At 72.1% G+C, this 18,663-nt stretch carries 18 protein-coding genes; 8 read left to right on the forward strand and 10 right to left on the reverse strand.

The genetic code is table 11. From position 1 onward, the window contains the following. Position 1: 1 nt before the first annotated feature. The 7 genes from ACFUO4_RS28600 to ACFUO4_RS28630 all read right to left on the reverse strand — a co-directional run bounded on the left by ACFUO4_RS28600 (position 2) and on the right by ACFUO4_RS28630 (position 7,515). Complete coding sequence (locus tag ACFUO4_RS28600) at positions 2-1,612, reverse strand: FAD-binding oxidoreductase (RefSeq protein WP_383490268.1); 1,611 nt, start codon at positions 1,610-1,612, stop codon at positions 2-4. Positions 1,613-1,735: 123 nt separating this feature from the next. Next, positions 1,736-2,773: an NAD-dependent epimerase/dehydratase family protein gene (locus ACFUO4_RS28605; RefSeq protein WP_383490271.1), complete on the reverse strand. Its 1,038-nt coding sequence runs from the start codon at positions 2,771-2,773 to the stop codon at positions 1,736-1,738. After that, positions 2,764-3,792: a ScbA/BarX family gamma-butyrolactone biosynthesis protein gene (locus ACFUO4_RS28610; protein ID WP_079310064.1), complete on the reverse strand. Its 1,029-nt coding sequence runs from the start codon at positions 3,790-3,792 to the stop codon at positions 2,764-2,766. Before ACFUO4_RS28610 ends, ACFUO4_RS28605 begins: the two co-directional genes overlap by 10 nt. A gap of 49 nt (positions 3,793-3,841) precedes the next feature. Further along, the gene (locus tag ACFUO4_RS28615) at positions 3,842-5,479 is read right to left on the reverse strand and encodes an FAD-dependent monooxygenase (RefSeq protein ID WP_383490275.1); all 1,638 of its coding nucleotides are present in this window, start codon (positions 5,477-5,479) and stop codon (positions 3,842-3,844) included. Further along, entirely contained in the window at positions 5,476-6,138 is a 663-nt protein-coding gene (locus ACFUO4_RS28620; protein ID WP_383490278.1) for an HAD family hydrolase, read from the reverse strand. The genes ACFUO4_RS28615 and ACFUO4_RS28620 overlap by 4 nt, the downstream gene beginning before the upstream one ends. Then, positions 6,135-6,494 carry a hypothetical protein gene (locus ACFUO4_RS28625; protein WP_383490281.1) on the reverse strand — a complete coding sequence of 120 codons (360 nt, stop codon included), beginning with the start codon at positions 6,492-6,494 and terminating at the stop codon, positions 6,135-6,137. Before ACFUO4_RS28625 ends, ACFUO4_RS28620 begins: the two co-directional genes overlap by 4 nt. A gap of 25 nt (positions 6,495-6,519) precedes the next feature. Beyond that, positions 6,520-7,515, reverse strand: coding sequence for a phosphotriesterase (locus ACFUO4_RS28630; RefSeq protein ID WP_079310060.1), 996 nt, complete (start codon positions 7,513-7,515; stop codon positions 6,520-6,522). A gap of 210 nt (positions 7,516-7,725) precedes the next feature. On the opposite strand from ACFUO4_RS28630, the gene ACFUO4_RS28635 reads away from it, so the two are divergent. After that, the gene (locus tag ACFUO4_RS28635) at positions 7,726-8,592 is read left to right on the forward strand and encodes an SDR family NAD(P)-dependent oxidoreductase (protein WP_179143425.1); all 867 of its coding nucleotides are present in this window, start codon (positions 7,726-7,728) and stop codon (positions 8,590-8,592) included. A 26-nt stretch (positions 8,593-8,618) separates the two neighbouring features. Here ACFUO4_RS28635 and ACFUO4_RS28640 read toward each other — a convergent pair whose 3' ends face one another. Further along, complete coding sequence (locus tag ACFUO4_RS28640) at positions 8,619-9,470, reverse strand: helix-turn-helix transcriptional regulator (protein ID WP_383490286.1); 852 nt, start codon at positions 9,468-9,470, stop codon at positions 8,619-8,621. Between the two features lie 122 nt (positions 9,471-9,592). On the opposite strand from ACFUO4_RS28640, the gene ACFUO4_RS28645 reads away from it, so the two are divergent. The 6 genes from ACFUO4_RS28645 (at position 9,593) to ACFUO4_RS28670 (ending at position 16,693) form a co-directional block, all read left to right on the forward strand. Further along, positions 9,593-10,816: a cytochrome P450 gene (locus ACFUO4_RS28645; RefSeq protein ID WP_383490289.1), complete on the forward strand. Its 1,224-nt coding sequence runs from the start codon at positions 9,593-9,595 to the stop codon at positions 10,814-10,816. A 17-nt stretch (positions 10,817-10,833) separates the two neighbouring features. Further along, the gene (locus ACFUO4_RS28650; protein WP_383490292.1) at positions 10,834-12,048 is read left to right on the forward strand and encodes an MFS transporter; all 1,215 of its coding nucleotides are present in this window, start codon (positions 10,834-10,836) and stop codon (positions 12,046-12,048) included. Positions 12,049-12,184: 136 nt separating this feature from the next. After that, the gene (locus tag ACFUO4_RS28655) at positions 12,185-13,171 is read left to right on the forward strand and encodes an aldo/keto reductase (protein ID WP_383490295.1); all 987 of its coding nucleotides are present in this window, start codon (positions 12,185-12,187) and stop codon (positions 13,169-13,171) included. Between the two features lie 40 nt (positions 13,172-13,211). Then, positions 13,212-14,105 (forward strand): SDR family NAD(P)-dependent oxidoreductase, encoded by an 894-nt coding sequence (locus ACFUO4_RS28660; RefSeq protein ID WP_079312169.1) that lies wholly within the window; start codon positions 13,212-13,214, stop codon positions 14,103-14,105. An 81-nt stretch (positions 14,106-14,186) separates the two neighbouring features. Continuing rightward, the gene (locus tag ACFUO4_RS28665) at positions 14,187-16,439 is read left to right on the forward strand and encodes an MMPL family transporter (RefSeq protein ID WP_383490299.1); all 2,253 of its coding nucleotides are present in this window, start codon (positions 14,187-14,189) and stop codon (positions 16,437-16,439) included. Continuing rightward, the gene (locus ACFUO4_RS28670; protein WP_079312165.1) at positions 16,436-16,693 is read left to right on the forward strand and encodes a ferredoxin; all 258 of its coding nucleotides are present in this window, start codon (positions 16,436-16,438) and stop codon (positions 16,691-16,693) included. Before ACFUO4_RS28665 ends, ACFUO4_RS28670 begins: the two co-directional genes overlap by 4 nt. A gap of 93 nt (positions 16,694-16,786) precedes the next feature. On the opposite strand, the gene ACFUO4_RS28675 is transcribed toward ACFUO4_RS28670, so the two are convergent. Both ACFUO4_RS28675 and ACFUO4_RS28680 read right to left on the reverse strand, forming a co-directional pair. Then, positions 16,787-17,425, reverse strand: a complete 639-nt coding sequence (locus ACFUO4_RS28675) for an SDR family NAD(P)-dependent oxidoreductase (protein WP_383490304.1) — start codon at positions 17,423-17,425, stop codon at positions 16,787-16,789. Between the two features lie 95 nt (positions 17,426-17,520). Beyond that, positions 17,521-18,099, reverse strand: a complete 579-nt coding sequence (locus ACFUO4_RS28680; protein WP_383490307.1) for a TetR/AcrR family transcriptional regulator — start codon at positions 18,097-18,099, stop codon at positions 17,521-17,523. Positions 18,100-18,216: 117 nt separating this feature from the next. Here ACFUO4_RS28680 and ACFUO4_RS28685 point away from each other — a divergent pair, with 117 nt between their 5' ends. After that, the gene (locus ACFUO4_RS28685; RefSeq protein ID WP_383490310.1) at positions 18,217-18,663 is read left to right on the forward strand and encodes an anthrone oxygenase family protein; all 447 of its coding nucleotides are present in this window, start codon (positions 18,217-18,219) and stop codon (positions 18,661-18,663) included.

An 18,663-nucleotide genomic window follows, 5' to 3' on the forward strand; every position in this document is an offset into this window, starting at 1 on the left:
CCTACGGGAGCCGTATCGACTGGGCGTGGCGGAAGAAGTCCGTCGGGTCCCAGCGGGCCTTGACCTGCTGGAGACGGGCGTAGTTCGACCGCCAGTACAGGGTGTGCCAGGGCACGCCCGAGGTGTTCCAGGCCGGGTCCGAGAGGTCGGGGTCGGGGTCGTTGACGTAGCAGCCGCCGGTCAGGTCGTTCGGGACGGGGACGCCGCCGGTGTCCTGGAACGACTCCCGGTACAGGTCCCGGAGCCAGGCGAGGTGCTTGTCGTCCTCGCGCCGGTCGATCCAGAAGTTCTCGTAGAGGGCGATCAGGGCCGCGTCCCGGTGCGGGATCGCCGTGGCGCCGGGGGCGGTGTCGTTGGTGCGGCCGCCACCGCCGTTGAGGGAGATCACGGCGTTCGGGTTCGTGTAGTCGGTGCGGGTCAAGTGCCGGTACATGACGGCCAGTTGGGCGTCGGTGAAGCTCCCCTTCAGCCACGCCGTCTTCACCGCGCTGCGCAGCGTGTGGTCGTACAGCAGGACCGGGCTGCTGGTGCCGAGCAGTTTCGTCGAGGCCAGCCACGGGACGCGGCGGGAGGGGAAGGCGGCGGCGAGGCCGGTGCCGGCGGCGAGGGCCGCGGTGTAGTCCGCGAGCAGCCGGTCGGCGTCCGGGTCCGTGCCGTCGACCTGGGTGAACAGGGCCACGCCGCCCGTCGCCCCCTGGCGCATCAGCAGATAGCCGGAGAGGGAGACGAACGGGGAGGAGGTGGCGCCGTTGGCCACGTGCCAGGCGCCGAAGTTGCGGACCAGGCGGGCCATCGACGGGGCGTCCAGCCGGCTCCACGGGATCTCCGCCAGGCTGACCAGCACCTCGCGGGGCGGCGCGGGCAGCTGGAGGCCCGGCGCGGTTCCGGTCGCGGCGGGGGAGCGGAACCAGTAGCGGGTGATGACGCCGAAACTCCCGCCGCCGCCACCCGAGGTGGCCCACCACAGGTCCCGGTGCGGGTCCGAGGGCGCGCGCGAGGCGACCACCGTACGCACCCGCCCCGAGGCGTCCACCACCACCATCTCCACGGCCTCGATGTGATCCGCCACCAGCCCGAACCGCCGCGTCAGCGGCCCGAACCCGCCGCCGCTCGCATGCCCGCCGATCCCCACGGTCAGACACGCGCCGCCCGGGATCGTCACCCCCCACCCCTTGTACAACGCCTCGTAGATCTGCCCCAGTTGGGCCCCGGCGCCGATGGCGAAGGCGCTGCGGGCGGGGTCGTAGGCGATCCCGTTCAGCGGGGACGTGTCGATGATGACGTCGGTGTCGGGGTGGTGGACGAAGTCGGCGTAGCAGTGGCCGCCGCTGCGCACCGACACCCGCTTGCCGGCGCGGACGGCCTCTGTCACCGCCTGCACCACCTGTTCCGTGGAGGCGACGAGGCGGATGGCTTCGGGCGTGGCCGCCCACCGCTTGTTCACGCCGGTGGCGAGCTCCGCGTACCGCGCGTCACCGGGGCCGACGGACACGGAAGGGGCGGCGGAGGCCGCGCTCGCGTCCGTCGGGGTGAGGACGCCCTCGGCGACGGCCAGGGCGGACACCCCGGTCATCAGGGCCCGTCTGCTGATCTCGCTGCTGGGTCTGGGCATGGCTGGGTCGGTCTCCTCGCAGGGTGGGAAATCAGGCCGGGGCCCGGACGATCGGGGGACGTGACCGCCCGGGCCCCGGGGTCGTGGTGTCCGCACGTCCCGGCCGCCCCGGGGCTCGCGGTGTCAGGGAACGGCGTCGCGGTGGGCGCGGTACCAGTCGGCCTGGTCCCGCAGGGTGCGCTCCAGCGGGCGGAACTCCACGCCGAGTTCGCGCTCGGCGCGGGCGGAGGTCACCCGGCGGCGGTCTCCTTCCAGCAGGGCCCGCACGCCCTCCCGGGTGGCGGTCGGCGTACTGCCGCGCAGCCGGCCGCCGGTCTCCAGCAGGGCGGCCATGAGCAGCGCCAGCCGGGCCGGCACCCCGCGCGGGGGCGCGACCCCGAGGGCCCTGGCCGCGATCCGGCAGACCTCGGGGAGCGGGACCCACTCGCCGGCCACGATGTAGCGGCGGGCGTGCTCGCCCTTGGCGGCGGCCCGGACACAGGCGTCCGCCACGTCACGGGCGTCCACCACGTGGTTGCCCGCCCGGGGGACACCGCCGAGCCGGCCCTCGGCCACCGAGGCGAACAGCCGCCCGGCGGAGGTCGGCCCGGCGTCGCCCGGCCCCCACATCCAGCCCGGGAGCACGATCGGCACCCGCACCCCGCGCTCGGCGCCGAAGGCGCGGACCGCCTCCTCCGAGCGCAGCTTGCTCGCGTAGTAGCCGTTGGCGCGGGTGCCGCGCCCCTCCGGGGTGTCCTCGTCCGAGGGCCGGCCGTCGGGGCGGGTGCCGAGCGTGCCGATGGAGCTGGTGTGCACCACGACCGGCACCCCGGCCGCGGCCGCCGCGTCGAGCAGTCCGGTGACGGCATCGACGTTCGTGGCCGTCAGCAGCGCCGCGTCGTGCCCTCCCGGCGCGTAGTACTCCCGGAAGTACGCGGCCGTGTGGATCACCGCCGTGTGTCCCGGGAGGGACGGGGCGAGGGTGCCCGGATCGCGTACGTCGCCCCGGAGGACGGTGAGTTGACCGTGCCCGGGGAGCAGGGCGCGGGCCCGCTCCGGGTCCCGGACCACGGCCGTCACCGCGCTGCCGCCGTCGAGCAGCTGCCGTACGACATGGCCCCCGAGCAGTCCGGTGGCACCGGTGACGAGCACCCGCTGCAACGGCGGACCGGTCACGTCCATTGCACCACTTCCAGCCGGATCGTCGTCGTCACCGCCCCTTCCTGCCGGACCTCGATCACCACGGGCACGGCGAGCGTGCGCAGGTCGTCCTGGCGGCGGAACCCCTGCACGGTGGCCCGCAGTTCGGTCACCTGGTCCAGTTCCGCGTAGTCGGTGAACTCGGTCTCGATGGCGGAGATGGTCAGCGTCTGCGGGGACAGCCCGTGCAGCTGGGCCACGGCGGCGATCGCGAGCTGGCGGGCCGCCTCCATCTGGAGATGGCCGGGGACGTGGTCGAGCGGGTGGTCGAACATGTGCGGGTGACTGGCGTCGAGGACCAGCTGCGCCGACACCCGGGCCTCGCTCGCCACCACCGGGGCGGTGATCACGACGTTGCGGGCCTCGCTGCGGCCCACGGCGGACGGTGCCGCCGGGGTGAAGCGCGGCAGCGCCAGATCCGTCGCCGCCGTACGGCGCTTCGCCCGCAGGGTGCGGTAGGCGCGCTGGGACACGATCAGCAGGGCGCCGTTGCCGGACATCGCCACATGGCCGTCCAGGGCGACGTTCCCGCTGAAGGTGAACCCCTGGACGCGGCCGGCCTTGTTGCGCCGGGGATGGACGGTCATCGTGACGAGGACGTGCGCGGGCGTCGCCCCGATCCGCAGCTGGGTCAGGCCCACCGTACGGAGGTTGAGGCTGCGGAAGATGAACGCGGAGCCCAGTTCCACGTCCAGGTGCTCGTGGGCCACCAGGACGCCGGCCTGCCGGACCACCTCGATGAGCAGCGTGTAGTCGTACATCGGCGCGTTCTCGCCGATGAGGTGGCCGCGGGGCAGCTGGGCGGCGACGAGGAAGGTCTCCTCGCCGATCGCCGCGGAGTCGGTGACGAACACCTCGGCGACGGAGGTGCGGTGCACCAGCGTGCGGGAGACGGTGGCGTCGTAGCGCAGCCGGGCGGCGGCTTCGGCGACGGGGTCCGCCGGGGAGTCGGGCTTGTCTTCTGTCTCGAGATCGGTGGGCTGGGTCTCGGGCATGGTCATGATCGGGTGGGGGTCCTTTCCGACCTGGGGTGGGTGTCGGTCCACGGGATCAGGCCGCCTCGGCGGCGCCGGCCCGCTGCGAGGGCAGCCGGTCGAGCAGTTCGAGGACGCCCGGGATGCCGGCCCGGGCCCCGACCGTTCCGTCGGGGCGTACGTAGGCGAGCCAGGGCGTGCCGTCCTCCTTGCCGAACCCGGGGCCGGACACGCGTGCGGTGTCGCAGCGGGCATCGGCGGCGCCGCCGGCGCGCCCGGCCCCGGAGCTGTCGCCAGCGGGCCTGACCCAGAGCACGTCCGTGATGTCGTCCACACCGCGCCCCCGCAGCGCGGCCACGGCCCGGACGGCCATGTCGCCGGCGGCCTGGTCCCCGTAGGCGAGAACCGTGTGCCGTCCGGCCGTCAGGTACTGGTGGAGCGAGTCGGCCTTCGTGCCGTTCAGCGGGATCAGCGCGGTGTCCGGGACGCGCCGCCCCAGCTTCACGCCGCGGGGCACGGCCGCGGCGCCCGGCAGGTCGGCGACGGCGGGGCTCGCCGAGTGGTCGAGGTCGAGCTGGGCGAGCTGCGGCAGCATCTGCTTCTCCAGCAGGCCCCGCCGGGAGAAGGACTGCATGGTGGCGTCCCGCATGGCCCGGGCCATGGGGTTGCGCAGCAGCCACATCCGGGTCTGCTGGTCGGCGTTGCGCACCGCCTGCACGGAGGCCGGGCGGCGCTCCGGCTCATAGCTGTCGAGCAGCTCGGCAGCGGCGCCGCGCAGCACGGAGGCGAGCTTCCAGCCGATGTCGTAGCCGTCCTGGACCCCGGTGTTGAGGCCCTGGCCGCCCGCGGGGCTGTGCGCGTGGGCGGCGTCCCCGGCGATGAAGACCGGGCCCGCGCGGAACGCGGGGGCGACCTTGGCGTGCACCTGGAACCGGTTGGACCACCAGGTCTCGCGCAGCCGCAGCCCGCCGGGGCCGCGCTCGTCCAGCAGGGCCTGCAACTGCTCGTCGGACGGCGGCCGGGTGCTGCCGTCGGCCGCGATGTCGAAGAAGACCCGGTGCCCGCCGTCCGGCAGCGGGACGAGGACCAGCACGCCCTCGGGGGTGATGTGGTACTGCGCCTCGTCCTCGGGCGCGGGCCCCTCCAGCCTGCCGTCGCCCAGCAGGAACACCCGGTCGTAGGTGTGCCCCTCGAAGGAGATGCCGACGGCGTCCCGGACCCGGCTGTGGGTGCCGTCCGCGCCGATCACATAGCGGTACGTCCCGCGCTCCACCCGGCCCTGCACGGTCCGCAGCGCCACCGTGACCTTGTCGCCGGCCACGGTGAGCCCCACGGCCTCCGTCTCCCACTCGACCTCACCGCCCAGCGCGTGCAGCCGCTCGTACAGGGCGGCCTCCGTGACGGGCTGCGGGGCGCACAGCGGATGACGGAAGGCGGTGCCGTCGAGGCCGCCGAACCGCATGCCCCCGACCTGCTTTTTGCGCGACCAGTAGGTGGCGCCGGCCAGCGGCAGTGCCGCCTCGACGATCGGCCCGGCGGCACCGACGCGGCTCAGGCACTCCAGCGCGCCGCTCCACAGCACCAGCGCCTTGGGCGCGCCGCCCGGCCCGTCGCGCCGGTCGACGATCCGGCACGGCACGCCCAGCCCCAGCAGGGTGCAGGCGGCGGTCAGACCGGTGGGGCCCGCGCCGACGATCAGGATGTCCTCGGTCATGGTGAAGTCCCTTCGGAGTCCGGTGCGTTGCCTTCCAGGTGGGTGAGCACCTCGCGTACGGCGGTCTTCGTGTCGGTGAACAGCACGGAAGGGATGCCGAGTTCGCGGGCGGCGGCGCAGTTCTCCTCGGTGTCGTCGACGAACAGGCACTGGTGCGGTGCGACGCCGAGCCGCTCCAGCAGAATCCGGTAGATCTTGGGGTCCGGCTTGCGCACGCCCTCCTTGTGGGAGTCGACGACGACCTCGAAGAGCTCGTCGACGGGGAGCTGGGCGCGCCAGCGCGGCTCCCACTCGCGGACGTTGTTGGTGAGCAGGGCGAGCCGCATGCCGTCCGCGCGCAGGTCGCGCAGGAAGTCGACGAAGGGCTGGTTGGGGCGTCGGCCGCGGAACCACAGCTCCCCGAACTCGTGGTCGTCCAGGACCTTCTCGGACCCGGGCGGCAGTTCGGCGAGGATCCGGTCGGCCATCTGGCGTTCGCTGATCGCGCCGATCTCCAGGGCGGCCATGGGGGTCTCGCCGTGCTTCTCGGTGGCGGCGAGGAACGCCTCGGCGAGGGCGGTGGTGTCGAGGCCGGCCAGGGCGGCGAACTCGCAGAAGGTCTCGGCCAGCGGGTTGGTGAGCACGCCGCCGTAGTCGACGACGACCACGTCGGCGCTCATGACGCCTCCGGTTCCGCCGCGCTCGCCGGGCCGCTCTCCCACTGGAGCCCGACCATGATCAGTTCGGTGTCGCCGATGTTGTGCATCTGGTGGCACAGGGGTTCGTCCGCCGGGTTGAACAGGACGATTCCGTCCGGGAGTTCGCCCTCGCGCAGGACCTCGCCCTCGGGACCGAGGGAGCGGACCTTGGCGCCGCTGAGCACCACGGTCGCCCAGGGCTTGCGGTGGGTGTGCAGGGGGCGGGTGCCGCCCGGCGGTACCTGCTCGACCCAGGCCTTCACCCAGGGGGTGTCCAGGCACAGGGGTGCGCCGAGCTCTTCCCAGGGGCCTTGCGCGGTGACGGGACTGTGGGTCACGACATGCCTCCTTGCAAGGTCGGTGTCAGTAGGGGGCGTTGGCGGCGAAGAAGCGGCGCGGATTGTCGACGAGCATGGTGCGCAGGTCCTCGTCGCTCACCTCGGCCTTGCGCAGCGCGGGCAGGACGTCGTCGTGGATGTGCGTGTAGTTCCAGGAGGGGGCGACGAGTTCGCGCTGGTCGGTGGTGAGGTAGTCCAGGAAGCACGGGCAGTCGTGGGACAGGACGAGCTGGGAGGCGTACCCCAGGCGGACCAGCCGGGCGACGGTCTCCACGCGCTGGTCCAGCGGGGCGATGAACTCCATGCCGAAGCGGTCCATGCCGAGGAACGAGCCGGCGTCGAGCAGTTCGCGCAGGTAGTCGAGGTCGTCGCTGTCGCCGGAGTGCCCGATGACGACCCGGCTGAGATCGACGCCCTCCTCACGGAACACCTTCTGCTGCAGCAGGCCGTTGCGCACCAGGGCGTTGCTGTGTGTCTGGATCGGCGCACCGGTCTCGCGGTGGGCCTGGGCGGTGGCGCGCAGGACGCGCTCCACACCCTCCGGTAACTGCTCGGTCTCGGTGGCGCACTTGAGGACGGCCGCCTTGACGCCGGTGTCGCCGATGCCCTCGGTGATGTCGCGCACGAACAGCTCGACCATCGGGTCCGGGCCCTCGAAGACCCGGCCGGGGCCGCGGAAGGCGAAGTACATGGGCTCGTCGTTGTAGGTGTAGACGCCGGTCGCCACGACGATGTTGAGCGCCACGCGCTCGGCCACCTTCTTGATACGGGGCAGGTAGCGGCCCTGGCCGAGGACGGTGAGGTCGACGATGGTCTCGACCCCGCGCTCGGCGGCCGCGTTCAGCTTCGCGACGGCGCTGTCGATCTGGTCCTGCTCGTTCCAGAGCTGAGGATTGTTCTCCTGTATTTCGGTACTGAGGACAAAGACGTGTTCATGCATCAATGTGACGCCGAGCCGGTCCAGCGGAATGCCGCCTTTAACGGTCTCGACTATGACGGGTTCAATGGAATTTGCTGCCATTATCGCCTCCCCGGGGCGTGGCTTTCACTCCTGCAGCAACAATCCACACCCGGCGGTCGCGTTGTCAACGAATACTTGGCCGGACGGTGGTGCCATTGGCACTAGTGGTTTCAGTAATCTTGTCCGGCGGCCGTGCGAGGAGGAGTGTGAGGCTCGGAGAAAACCGATTGCGCGAATGCGCGTGAGGATTCGGCCGTGAAGGAGCAGGACGTGACCAGCACCGAACGGGTCGCTCTGGTGACCGGCAGCACGAGCGGTCTCGGGGAGGCGACCGCACGACTCCTGGCGGAGGAGGGCTGGCACGTGGTGGTGCACGGCCGTGATCCGCGCAGGGTGGCCAAGGCCCTCGCCGGGGTACGGGCGGCGGGCCGGGGCCGGGGAAGTTCCCTCGTCGCCGATCTGTCGCGGCGCGCCGGGGTGCACGCGCTGGCCGACGAGGTGCTGGCCGCGCACGGCCGGCTGGACGCCCTGATCAACAACGCGGGCGTGGCCACGCCCAACCGCAGCGCCCGCACCCGCCGGGTCACGGCCGACGGGCTGCAACTGGAGTGGCAGGTCAACTTCCTCGCGCCGTTCGCCCTGACCCTGCGCCTGTCGGGCCTGCTCGCCCGCTCCGCGCCCGCCCTGGTCGTCAACGTCAGCTCCGTCGCCCAGGGGTGGGGGCAACTGCGCTGGGACGACCTCCAGATGGCGGGACGCTGGGACCGTATGGCCGCCTACGCGCAGTCCAAGCTGGCGCTGACCGCGTTCACCAACGAGTACGCGCAGCGCCTGCGGGCCGACGGGGTGCGGGCCAACAGCCTCCATCCGGGCATGTGCGCCACGAAGATGGTGCGCAGCACGTTCGTGCTGGCCCCGCACCGGACGGGGTACGGCGCCCGGAACATCGTCCGGCTGGTCACCGATCCGCGGCTGGAGAACGCCAGCGGCGTCTACTTCCACGAGCGGCGGCGCATCGAACCGAACCCGTTCGCGCAGGACGCGGCGGGCCGGCGGCGGTTGTGGGAGGTGGCCCTCGACCAGTCGGGCGTCATCGGCCGACCGGACGAGGTCCCCGCGGAACTGCTGACCGCGTGAGGGTTTGTGGCTCTGCGGCGGGAAGGTCAGTCGACGAGCGCGCTCAGCCGTCGTGCCGTCTCCGAGCCCGGGGTCGCGAAGTGGGAGACGATGCTGAGCCCGGGGCCGCCCTCCACCGACAGCTTCACGTAGTTGAGCTCCAGCTCTCCCACGACCGGGTGCCGGAAGCGGCGGACGGAGGGGGCGAACGCCTGGACGTCGTGCGAGGTCCACCATTCGCTGAACAGCTCGCTGGACCTGCGCAGGCTGCTGACCACCTCGATGAAGCGCGGACTGCCCAGTTCATGCGCCGACTCGGCCCGCAGCAGCCCCACCAGCCAGCGCGCCTCGCGCTCCCAGTCGGGCAGCAGCTCACGGGCCTCGGGGGCGTTGAACATGAGCCACAGCGCGTTGCGTTCGTGGACCGGCAGATGCTCGAACCCGCCCATGAGCGCCGCCTCCGCGCGGTTCCACGCGACCACGTCGAAGCACCGGGTGATCACATACGCGGGGTTCGGGTCGAGCAGGTCGAGGAAGGTCTGGATCTCGGGTCCGGGGACCTGCTCGTCGCCGGCCGCCGCGGTGTCCGGCGGCACCTCGCCGGCGAGCCGGAACAGATGGCTGCGCTCCACGGCGTCCAGCGACAGGGCCCGCGCGATCCCGCCGAGGACCTGCCGCGAGACGTTGATGTCCCGCCCCTGCTCCAGCCACGTGTACCAGGTGAGGCTCACGCCCGAGAGCTGGGCGACCTCCTCCCTGCGCAGCCCCTGAATTCGGCGACGGCTCACCTCGTTTCCGGAATTAATCAGTCCACTCTTTTTAGGATCCGCTTTCCTGCGCCGGGACCTCAGGAAGTCCCCGAGTTCCTTCCGGCTCTGTTCGTCCTTCAAATTTCCCATTAGAGCCCCCGTGGGATCGGATTCGTGGTGCGGAAACCACTAGCAGTGACTCTACTCTCCCTCATCCCGGAATCGTGCTCAATCATGAAGGGGAGTCAGTGAGTACACAGGAAGGACACCTCATGGAAATGGACGCGGACGAGCTGCTCGCTCAGCTCTTCCTCACGCCCGAGGGCCTGCGCGAACCCTATGCGCTGTATGACCGGGTCCGGGAACTGACCCCAGTACATCGCACCGCACTCGGCCACTGGGTGGTCACGGGTTACGACGACGTGAACACTTTCCTGCGCAGCCAGCACGCGCTCAAGGACCCGTACCGGGTCTTCGCGCCCTGGGTCGGCAAGGACGAGTGGCAGGAGCACGCCGCCCTGCGCCGGCTGCCGAACATCATGCTGTGGGCCAACCCGCCGGACCACACCCGGCTGCGCAAGCTGGCCGGCTTCGCCTTCACCAACCGGGCCGTCCAGGCCATGCGCCCGCAGATCACCGCCATGGTCGAGAGCCTCGCCGACAAGCTCGAGAACGACGGCGTCATCGACTACATGAAGGACTTCGCCTTCCCGCTCCCGGCGATGGCCACCGGCCGCATGCTCGGCATCCCCGACGCCGACCTGCCCTCGCTCCAGGAACCCATGCGGGCCTTCCAGGACATCTACGAACTGGGCCTGACCCCCGACGACCTGGCCGCCTGCGACAAGGGCGCGCAGTTCACCGACGACTACTTCAGCGAGCTCGTCGAGGAGCGCCGCAAGAACCCCGGCGACGACCTGCTGTCCGCCCTGATCGCCGCCAAGGACGGCGCCGACCAGCTCAGCCAGGGCGAACTCATCGGCATGTGCAACCTGTTGTTCGGCGCGGGCTTCGAGACCACCACCAACCTCCTCGGCAACGGCATGCTCGCCCTGCTGCGCCACCCCGAGCAGATGGACCGGCTGCGCGCCGAACCGGACCTGATCCCGGGCGCGGTGGAGGAGATGCTCCGCTACGACAGCCCGACGCAACTCGGCAACCGGGTCACCGACTCGCCCGTCGAGATCGCCGGCACCGTGATCCCCGAGGGCTCCTCCGTGGTCGCCCTGGTCGGCGCCGCCCACCGCGACCCCCGCCGCTTCCCCGACCCCGACCGCTTCGACGTGGGCCGCGGCGACGCCCCGGTGCTGTCGTTCAGCTCCGGCATCCACTACTGCCTGGGCGCCTCCCTCGCCCGCATGGAGGCCCAGATCGCGTTCTCCACCCTGCTGCGCCGCTTCCCCGGGCTGCACTGCCCGGGCGGCGCGGACGCGGTCGTCTTCCGGCCTCGGCTGACCCTGCGCGGCGTGGAGTCCCTGCCGCTCGCGGCCGGTTGACGGCACGGACGCCTCCCATGGCCTCGTCCGTACGCCCCGGCTCACCCCGGCGGCACGCCGCCGCCCCCGTCCCCCGCGCCCCGGTCCGGCTGCTCGCCCTCGCCTGCGGCCTCACCGTCGGCAACCTCTACCTCGCCCTGCCGCTCCTGGACACCATCGCCGCCGACCTCGGCCGCTCGCATCTCGCCGCGAGCCTGCTGGTGGTGGCGACGCAGGCCGCGTACGCCCTCGGCCTGGTCCTCGTCGTCCCGCTCGGCGACCTCCTCGACCGGCGCCGGCTCATCCTCACGCTCCTCACCGCGGAGACGGCCGCACTGCTGCTCGCCGCCACCGCCCCCGGCATCGGCGTCCTCTACGCGGCGGCCGCCCTGATCGGCCTCGCCTCGGTCGCGGTGATGGTGATGGTCCCGTTCGCCGCGTCCCTGGCGCCCGAGGACCAGCGCGGCCGGGTGCTCGCCGCCGTGATGAGCGGCGTCCTCGTCGGCTCGCTGCTGATCCGCTTCCTGTCCGGCGTCGTCGGCGACCGCACCGGCTGGCGGCCCGTGTACTACGGTGCCGCGACCTGCGCCGGCCTCCTGGTGCTGGTCCTGCGCGGCCGGCTGCCCCGGGCCGGTGCCGCCCCGCCCACGGCGACCGGCCTCGGCTACGGGGCGCTGCTGCGCTCCCTGCCCGGCCTGGTCGCCGCCCACCGCACGCTGCGCCGCCGCACCCTGTACGGCGCGCTGTGCTTCGCCGCGTTCACCGCGTTCTGGACCCCGCTGCCGTTCCTGCTCGCGGGCGACCACTACGGCTACGGCGCCGACGCCGTGGGCCTGCTCAGCCTCGTCGGGATCGGCGGGGTCGCGGCCGCGGGGCTGGCCGGCCGGGCCACGGACCGCGGCCGCGGCACGGCCCTCACCGGAATCCTGCTGGCCGGGGTGTGCCTGTCCTTTCTTCCTGCGGCCCTAGGGCAAACATCCCTGGCATTTCTCGTCCTCGCCACCTTCACCCTGGATTTCGCGGTCCAGGGTGCGCACATCGCCAATCAGGGTGCGATCTACCAGGTTCCTCCGGAAATTCGTGGCCGAGTCACGTCGGTCTATATGACCGGATATTTTCTGGGCGGCGCCGTGGGAGCCTCCGGAGCCGCTCTCGCGTATTCCGCTTCCGGGTGGACCGCGGTGTGCGCACTGGGTGCCGGACTGTCCGGTGCGGCCGCTCTGACCTGGCTCTTTCATCTGATCCGGCGCTGACGGTCCGCTGGTGGCGGCACTGCTATTAGTTTTTCCACCATTGTGCGCGGAAGTCCCCGTGCATACGCTGAAAAGCCGGGGCCCATGTGCTGGAAAGCTGGGAATTCGGCTTCTTCCGAGACGACTGGAGTAGCAAATGGATGTGCCGCGTCGCGAACTCGCGAAGGGCCTCGAAGTGTCCGCACTCGGGCTCGGCTGCATGGGAATGGCCGAATTCTACGGCGACCGGAACGACCCGGAATCCATCGCCACGATCCACCGCTCCGTCGACCTCGGCGTCGACTTCATCGACACCGCCGACATGTACGGCGACGGGGTGTCCGAACAGATCGTCGGCAAGGCGCTGCGCACCGGCGGACTGCGGGACAAGGTCGTCCTGGCCACCAAGGGCGGCATGATCCGCACCCCGACCGGCGTGGAGCTCGACGGCTCACCGGCCCACCTCCACAAGGCGATCGACGCGAGCCTGGCCCGCCTCGGCACGGACCACGTCGACCTCTACTACCTGCACCGCATCGACCCGATCGTGCCGGTCGAGGAGTCGGTGGGCGCGCTGTCGGAGATCGTGCGGGCCGGCAAGGCGCGCTTCATCGGCCTGTCGGAGGCCGGCGCCGAGACCGTCCGCCGGGCCCACGCGGTCCACCCCGTCTCCGTCCTCCAGACCGAGTACTCGCTGGCCAGCCGTGGCGTGGAGGACAAGATCCTGCCCACCTGCCGGGAGCTCGGCATCGGCTTCGTCGCCTGGGGCCCGCTCAGCCGGGGGCTGCTCGGCGGTCAGATCCTCACTGACGAGGACCTCGCCACCGACGACCTGCGCCGCTTCCTGCCGCGCTTCGAGCCGGACAACCTCGCGGTCAACGGCGCGATCGTCGCCCGGCTCGGCGAGATCGCCCTGGAGAAGGGGTGCAGCACCGCCCAGCTGGCCCTGGCCTGGCTGCTCGCCCAAGGCGTCGTCCCCATTCCGGGCAGCCAGACCCGCCGCGACTTCGAGGAGAACACCGCGGCCCTGCACGTCGACCTCACCCCGGCCGACCTCGCCCGCATCGAGACGGTCGCGCCGCCCGGCGCGTTCGCGGGGGAGCGTTTCCCGGCCGGCCTGATGCATCTGGTGGAGGACGAGTGAACGACCCCACCGCCACCCCCTCACGAACCCGGAGGCACTCATGAGCCCCACCTCGTCCGCCCCCGTCGCCCTCGTCACCGGCGCGGCCGGTGGTCTCGGCAGCGCGACGATCAAGAAACTCTCGGACGCCGGCTGGCAGGTGATCGCCGCCGTACGCACCCCCGAGGCGCTCAGCCAACTGCCCCTCGGTCTCGCCGCGGTCACCCCCGTCGTCCTCGACGTCACCGACCCCGACTCCATCCACGCGGCCGCGACCGCCGTGGCCCCCGTCCTCGCCGACCACGGCCTCGACGCGCTGGTCAACAACGCCGGCGTCGTCGTGCAGGGCCCCGTGGAACTCGTACCGCCGCACGCGCTGCGCCGCCAGTTCGAGATCAACGTCCTCGGCCAGATCGCCGTCACCCAGGCGTTCCTGCCCGCGCTGCGCCGGGCGGGCGGCCGCGTGGTCAACGTCGGCGCGGTGACCGCGCGGACCGCCGTGCCGTTCTTCGGCCCGGTCGCCGCGTCGAAGGCGGCCCTCGCCTCGCTCAACGACACCCTGCGCCTGGAGCTGAAGTTCCTCGGCGTGGACGTCGTCCTCGTCGAACCCGGCGCGCTGGAGACGGAGATCTTCCACAAGGCGGACAAGGCCGCCGCCGACGACGGCTGGGCCGGCGACACCGAGGCCCGCCAGCGCTATGTGAAGGCCCTCGGTGACGCCCAGGCGGCCGCCGCGAAGCAGAAGGCCACACCGGTGGAGAAGGCGGCCGGGACCCTGACGAAGGCGATCACCGCCCGCCGCCCCGCCACCCGCTACCTCATCGGCCAGGACGCCCGCGCCCTGTCGTTCCTGCGCATCCTGCCCGACCGCTTCCGCGACGGACTGCTCCTGCGCACCCTCGGCCTGAGCCGCGCGAGCTACCCGAGCCCGGCCGAGCCGGTGCACCCCCGCTGAACCACCCCCGCCTCAGCCCCTGAGCGCCCCCGCACCGCACCCGCGTCCCCACCCGCGTCACCTCCGGAGGGAACCACCACCATGTTCGAGCGTCTGGCCAGGCTGACCACGGCGCGGCCACGTCTCATCCTGTTCCTGGCGCTGCTCTTCGCCGTGGGCGCCGTCGTCCTCGGCGGCGGGGTGGCCGACCGGCTCCAGGGCGGCGGCACCACCGACCCCGCCGCCGAGTCCTCGCAGGCCGCCCGGCTCCTCGACCGGGAGTTCGCCGCGGGCCGACCCAATCTGGCGCTGCTCGTGAAGGCGGACGCCGGTGTCGACGACCCGGCGGTGACCGCGGAGGCCGAGCGGCTGACCCAACGGCTGGCCGCCGAGCACGACGTCCAGGGCGTCACCTCGTACTGGCAGGCCAAGTCCCCGGCGCTGCGCAGCGAGAACGGCCGCTACGGCCTCGTCGTCGCCCGCGTCACCGGCACCGAGACCGAGGCCGACGACACCCTCAAGGCCCTCGCCCCGCACTACCGCGGCCGCCACGGCCCGGTCGACGTCTCCATCGGCGGCGCCGCCCAGATCCGCGCCGAGGTGCAGGACACCAGCCGCGAGGACCTGGCCCGTGCCGAGGTCATCGCGCTGCCGCTGACCCTGTTCATCCTGGTCCTGGTGTTCCGCAGCGCCGTCGCCGCCCTGCTGCCCGTGATCATCGGCCTGATCGCCATCGTGGGCACCAACGCGAGCCTGCGCGTGATCACCGGCTTCACCGACGTGTCCGTCTTCGCGCTCAACCTGACCACCGCGCTCGGCCTCGGACTCGCCGTGGACTACGGCCTGTTCATCGTCCGCCGCTACCGCGAGGAACTGCACGGCGGCGCCCCGCCCCAGGCCGCCGTACGCACCACGCTCGGCACCGCCGGCCGCACGGTCGCCTTCTCCGCGCTCACCGTCGCCGTGGCGCTCTCGGCGATGCTCCTGTTCCCCATGTACTACCTGCGCTCCTTCGCCTACGCCGGCATCTCGGTGGTCCTCATCGCCGCCGCGGCGGCGCTCGTCGTCCTGCCCGCCCTGCTGCTGGTCCTGGGCAAGCGGATCGACGCGCTCGACCTGACCCGGATCTTCCGCCGCCGTACGGCCGAGGGCACCGCACCGGACGCCTCGGGCCGCCGCTGGCGGCGGATCGGCGAGGCCGTGGTGAAACGCCCGGTCGTGTTCGCCGTCACCGCGGTCGCGTTCCTCGTCGCCCTCGGCGCCCCCTTCCTCGGCGTGACGTTCGGCAACATCGACGACCGCCAACTGCCCAAGGACGCCGAGGCGCACCAGGTCCACCAGGTCATCCGCGACGGCTTCACGTCCCGCCCCACCGGCGAACTCGACGTGGTGGCACAGGGGGTGGACGGCAGGACCCGCGGCACGGACATCGCGTCGTACGCGACCACCCTGTCCCGTCTCGACGGGGTCGTACGGGTCAACTCCTCGGCCGGCACCTACGCCGACGGCCGTCTGGTCCAGGAACCGGGCCCGGCCGGCACCCGCTACACCACGACCGGCGCCTCCTACCTGGCCGTCGAGCCGTCCCTGGAGGACGTCTCCCCGGAGAGCCAGGACCTGGTCCGCGCGATCCGTGACGTGCCGTCCCCGTTCCCGGTCCTGGTGGGCGGCGGCGCGGCCGAACTCGTCGACACCCAGGACACGTTGGCCGACCGGCTGCCGTACGCGCTGCTCGCGATGGTCGGCGTCACGATGATCCTGCTGTTCCTGATGACGGGCAGCGTGGTGGTCCCGCTGAAGGCGGTGGTCCTCAACGTCCTCAGCCTGTCCGCCACGTTCGGCGCCCTGGTCTGGGTCTTCCAGGACGGTCATCTCAGCGGCCTGCTCGGCGACTTCACGGTCACCGGCTTCATCCCGGCCACCCTGCCCGTGCTGATGTTCTGCGTCGCCTTCGGACTCTCCATGGACTACGAGGTGTTCGTCCTGTCCCGCATCAAGGAGGAGTACGACCGCACCGGTGACACCACCCGCGCCATCGTCTTCGGCCTCCAGCGCAGCGGCGGCGTCGTCACCGCGGCCGCCGCCGTCCTGTCGGTCGTCCTGGTGGCCATCGGCACGTCCCAGATCACCAACATGAAGATGCTGGGCCTGGGGCTGGCGCTGGCCGTCCTGATGGACGCGATCGTGGTCCGCGGCGTCCTGGTCCCGTCGGTGATGCAGCTGCTGGGCCGCGCCAACTGGTGGGCGCCCGGCCCCTTGCGGCGCCTGCACGGCAGGTTCGGCATCAGCGAGGGCGGCCCGTCCGGGACGGTGGTGCCCGTACCGGCCCCGACCAAGGCGGGAGAGCGGGTATGACAGCAGAACAGACCGGGCCATCGGAACAGACGGAGCACTGGACCATCGAGATCGACTCCGCGGTCTGCGTCGGCTCGGGTCTGTGCGCGGGCAGTGCCGCACGGGCCTTCACCCTCGACACCGCCGGCCGCGCGACGGCACCGGAGTCTCCTGTCCCGGCCGACTCCGACCTGCTCGAAGCCGCCGAGAACTGCCCCGCGGCGGCCATCACGCTCCGCACGGCGGAGGAGGGCAAGGAGATCTTCGCGCCCTGAACCCCCACAGCGACGCGGACCTCCTGCCCGTCCCCGATGCCCGGACCGCCCCTGGTCCGGGCATCGGCATGTCGGCACCCCGGCATCGGGCGGCTAGACGAGCACCTCGCGCTCCCACTGCGCCCGCGGCTGGGAGTGCAACCGCCAGTACTGCTCGGCGATCTCGTCGGGGTCCCAGGCGGTACCGGGGGCGACCGGGCCGCTCACCGTGACGGTGGCGACGTGCACGCCGGACGGACCGTACTGCCGGTCGAGCAGATCGACGAGCGAGCGTACGCCCGCCTTCCCCAGCGACAGGCTGACGTACTCCGGCTTCGGCTCCGGCATCCCGCCGGTGACGACGAAGGTGCCCCGGCCGCGCTCGGCCATGCCCGGCGCGGTGTGCGCGGCGGCGGTGAGGGCGCCGAGGACGTTGACGGCGTAGGTGTCGAGGTGGGTGCGCAGGGGGAGTTCACCGACGGTGTCGGGGCGGATGACGGCCGCGTTGTAGACGACGACGTCCGGGGGGCCGAGTTCGGTGGCGGCGGTGTCGAGGGCGGCGCGGAGGGCGACCTCGTCGCCGCTGTCGGCGACGAGCGGCAGGGCCCGTACACCCTCCAGGCTCTCGGCCACGCCGGTCACCGTCTGCTTGCTCCGGGCGACCAGCGCGAGATCGAACCCCTCCCGCGCGAACCGCCGGGCCACCGCGAGCCCGATCCCCGGCCCCGCCCCGATGACCACCGCTGACGTCATGAAAGCCCCCTTGTCCTGGTCCCGACCTGACCTTTACAAAGGTCAACTCCGGTCGGCGGAGGGCTTGTTCCCGCAGAGCCGGTCGCTGGGGCGGGTCAGAGCATGGCGAGCCGGTCGACCAGCAGCTCCACCCTCCGCTCGGTCTCCTCCGGCGGCAGCCTGCGCGTGCGGGTCAGGGTCGCGATCCCGTGCAGGGACGCCCAGAACAGCTCGGTGAACAGCCCCGGTTCGACCCCGTCCCCGGCGACCTCGGCGAGGGTCTCCAGCAGCGCGGCGAAGGCGTCCTTCAGGGGCTCGGGGGTGTCCTCCTGCGCGTACGGCAGACCGCCGTCGAGCTGGAACAGGGCGTCGTAGACCGCGGGGTTGCGCTCGGCGAAGTCGAGGTAGCCGCGGGCGAGGGCGGTGGCCCGGGCGCGCGGGCCGTCGGCGGCGGCGGTCGCGGCCCGTACGGCGGCGGCCAACTCGGTGGCGCCCTGGAGGGCGACGGCGCCGATGATCTCCCGTTTGCCGCGGAAGTGGCTGTAGAGGACGGGCTGGCTGTACTCGATGCGCTCGGCGAGCCGGCGGGTGGTGACCGCGTCCCAGCCCTGCTGCTCGGCGAGTTCGCGGGCCGTCGCCACGATGAGGCGCTCACGCTCCGCCCGTTCGCGCTGCTTGCGTTCCTGTACCGACATGACTACATCCTAGCACCGCTAGACAATCGAGCGGCAGTAGGTCTAGCGTTGCCTCAACAGCTAGCGACGCTAGATTCCATGCGGCGCTAGATCCAGCCTTCAGCTCAGGGGGTCACCATGCTCAGCACACTCGAGGTCGTCACGGTCGTGGTCGTCGGCGTCATGGTGGGGGTGGAGTTCGCCGTCGCCTTCGTCATGAACCCGATCCTCAACGCGCTCCCGGAGGAGAGCGGCCAGCTCGGTCACGCCCACGGGGGCCGGATGCTCGGGGCGGTGATGCCGGTCTGGTACATCGGCTCGCTGGCCCTGGTGGCGGTCTGGGCCGTCGCCGGCCGGCATCACGACGGCATCGGCCTCGTCATCACCGCCGGCGCACTGCTGCTCCTCAGCGTGATCATGTCGATCCTGCTGCTGGTCCCGATCAACAACCGCAACAAGACGTGGACCCCGGAGAACCGCCCCGCGGACTGGAAGCAGCAGCTGAACCTCTGGCTGCGCTGGCACTACGTCCGCGTCGCGGTCATCGTCGGCGCCTTCGCCCTGCTGGCCGCGGCCCTCGTCTGA

It is taken from the genome of Streptomyces sp. NPDC057280 (assembly GCF_042668605.1).
Taxonomy (GTDB): domain Bacteria; phylum Actinomycetota; class Actinomycetes; order Streptomycetales; family Streptomycetaceae; genus Streptomyces.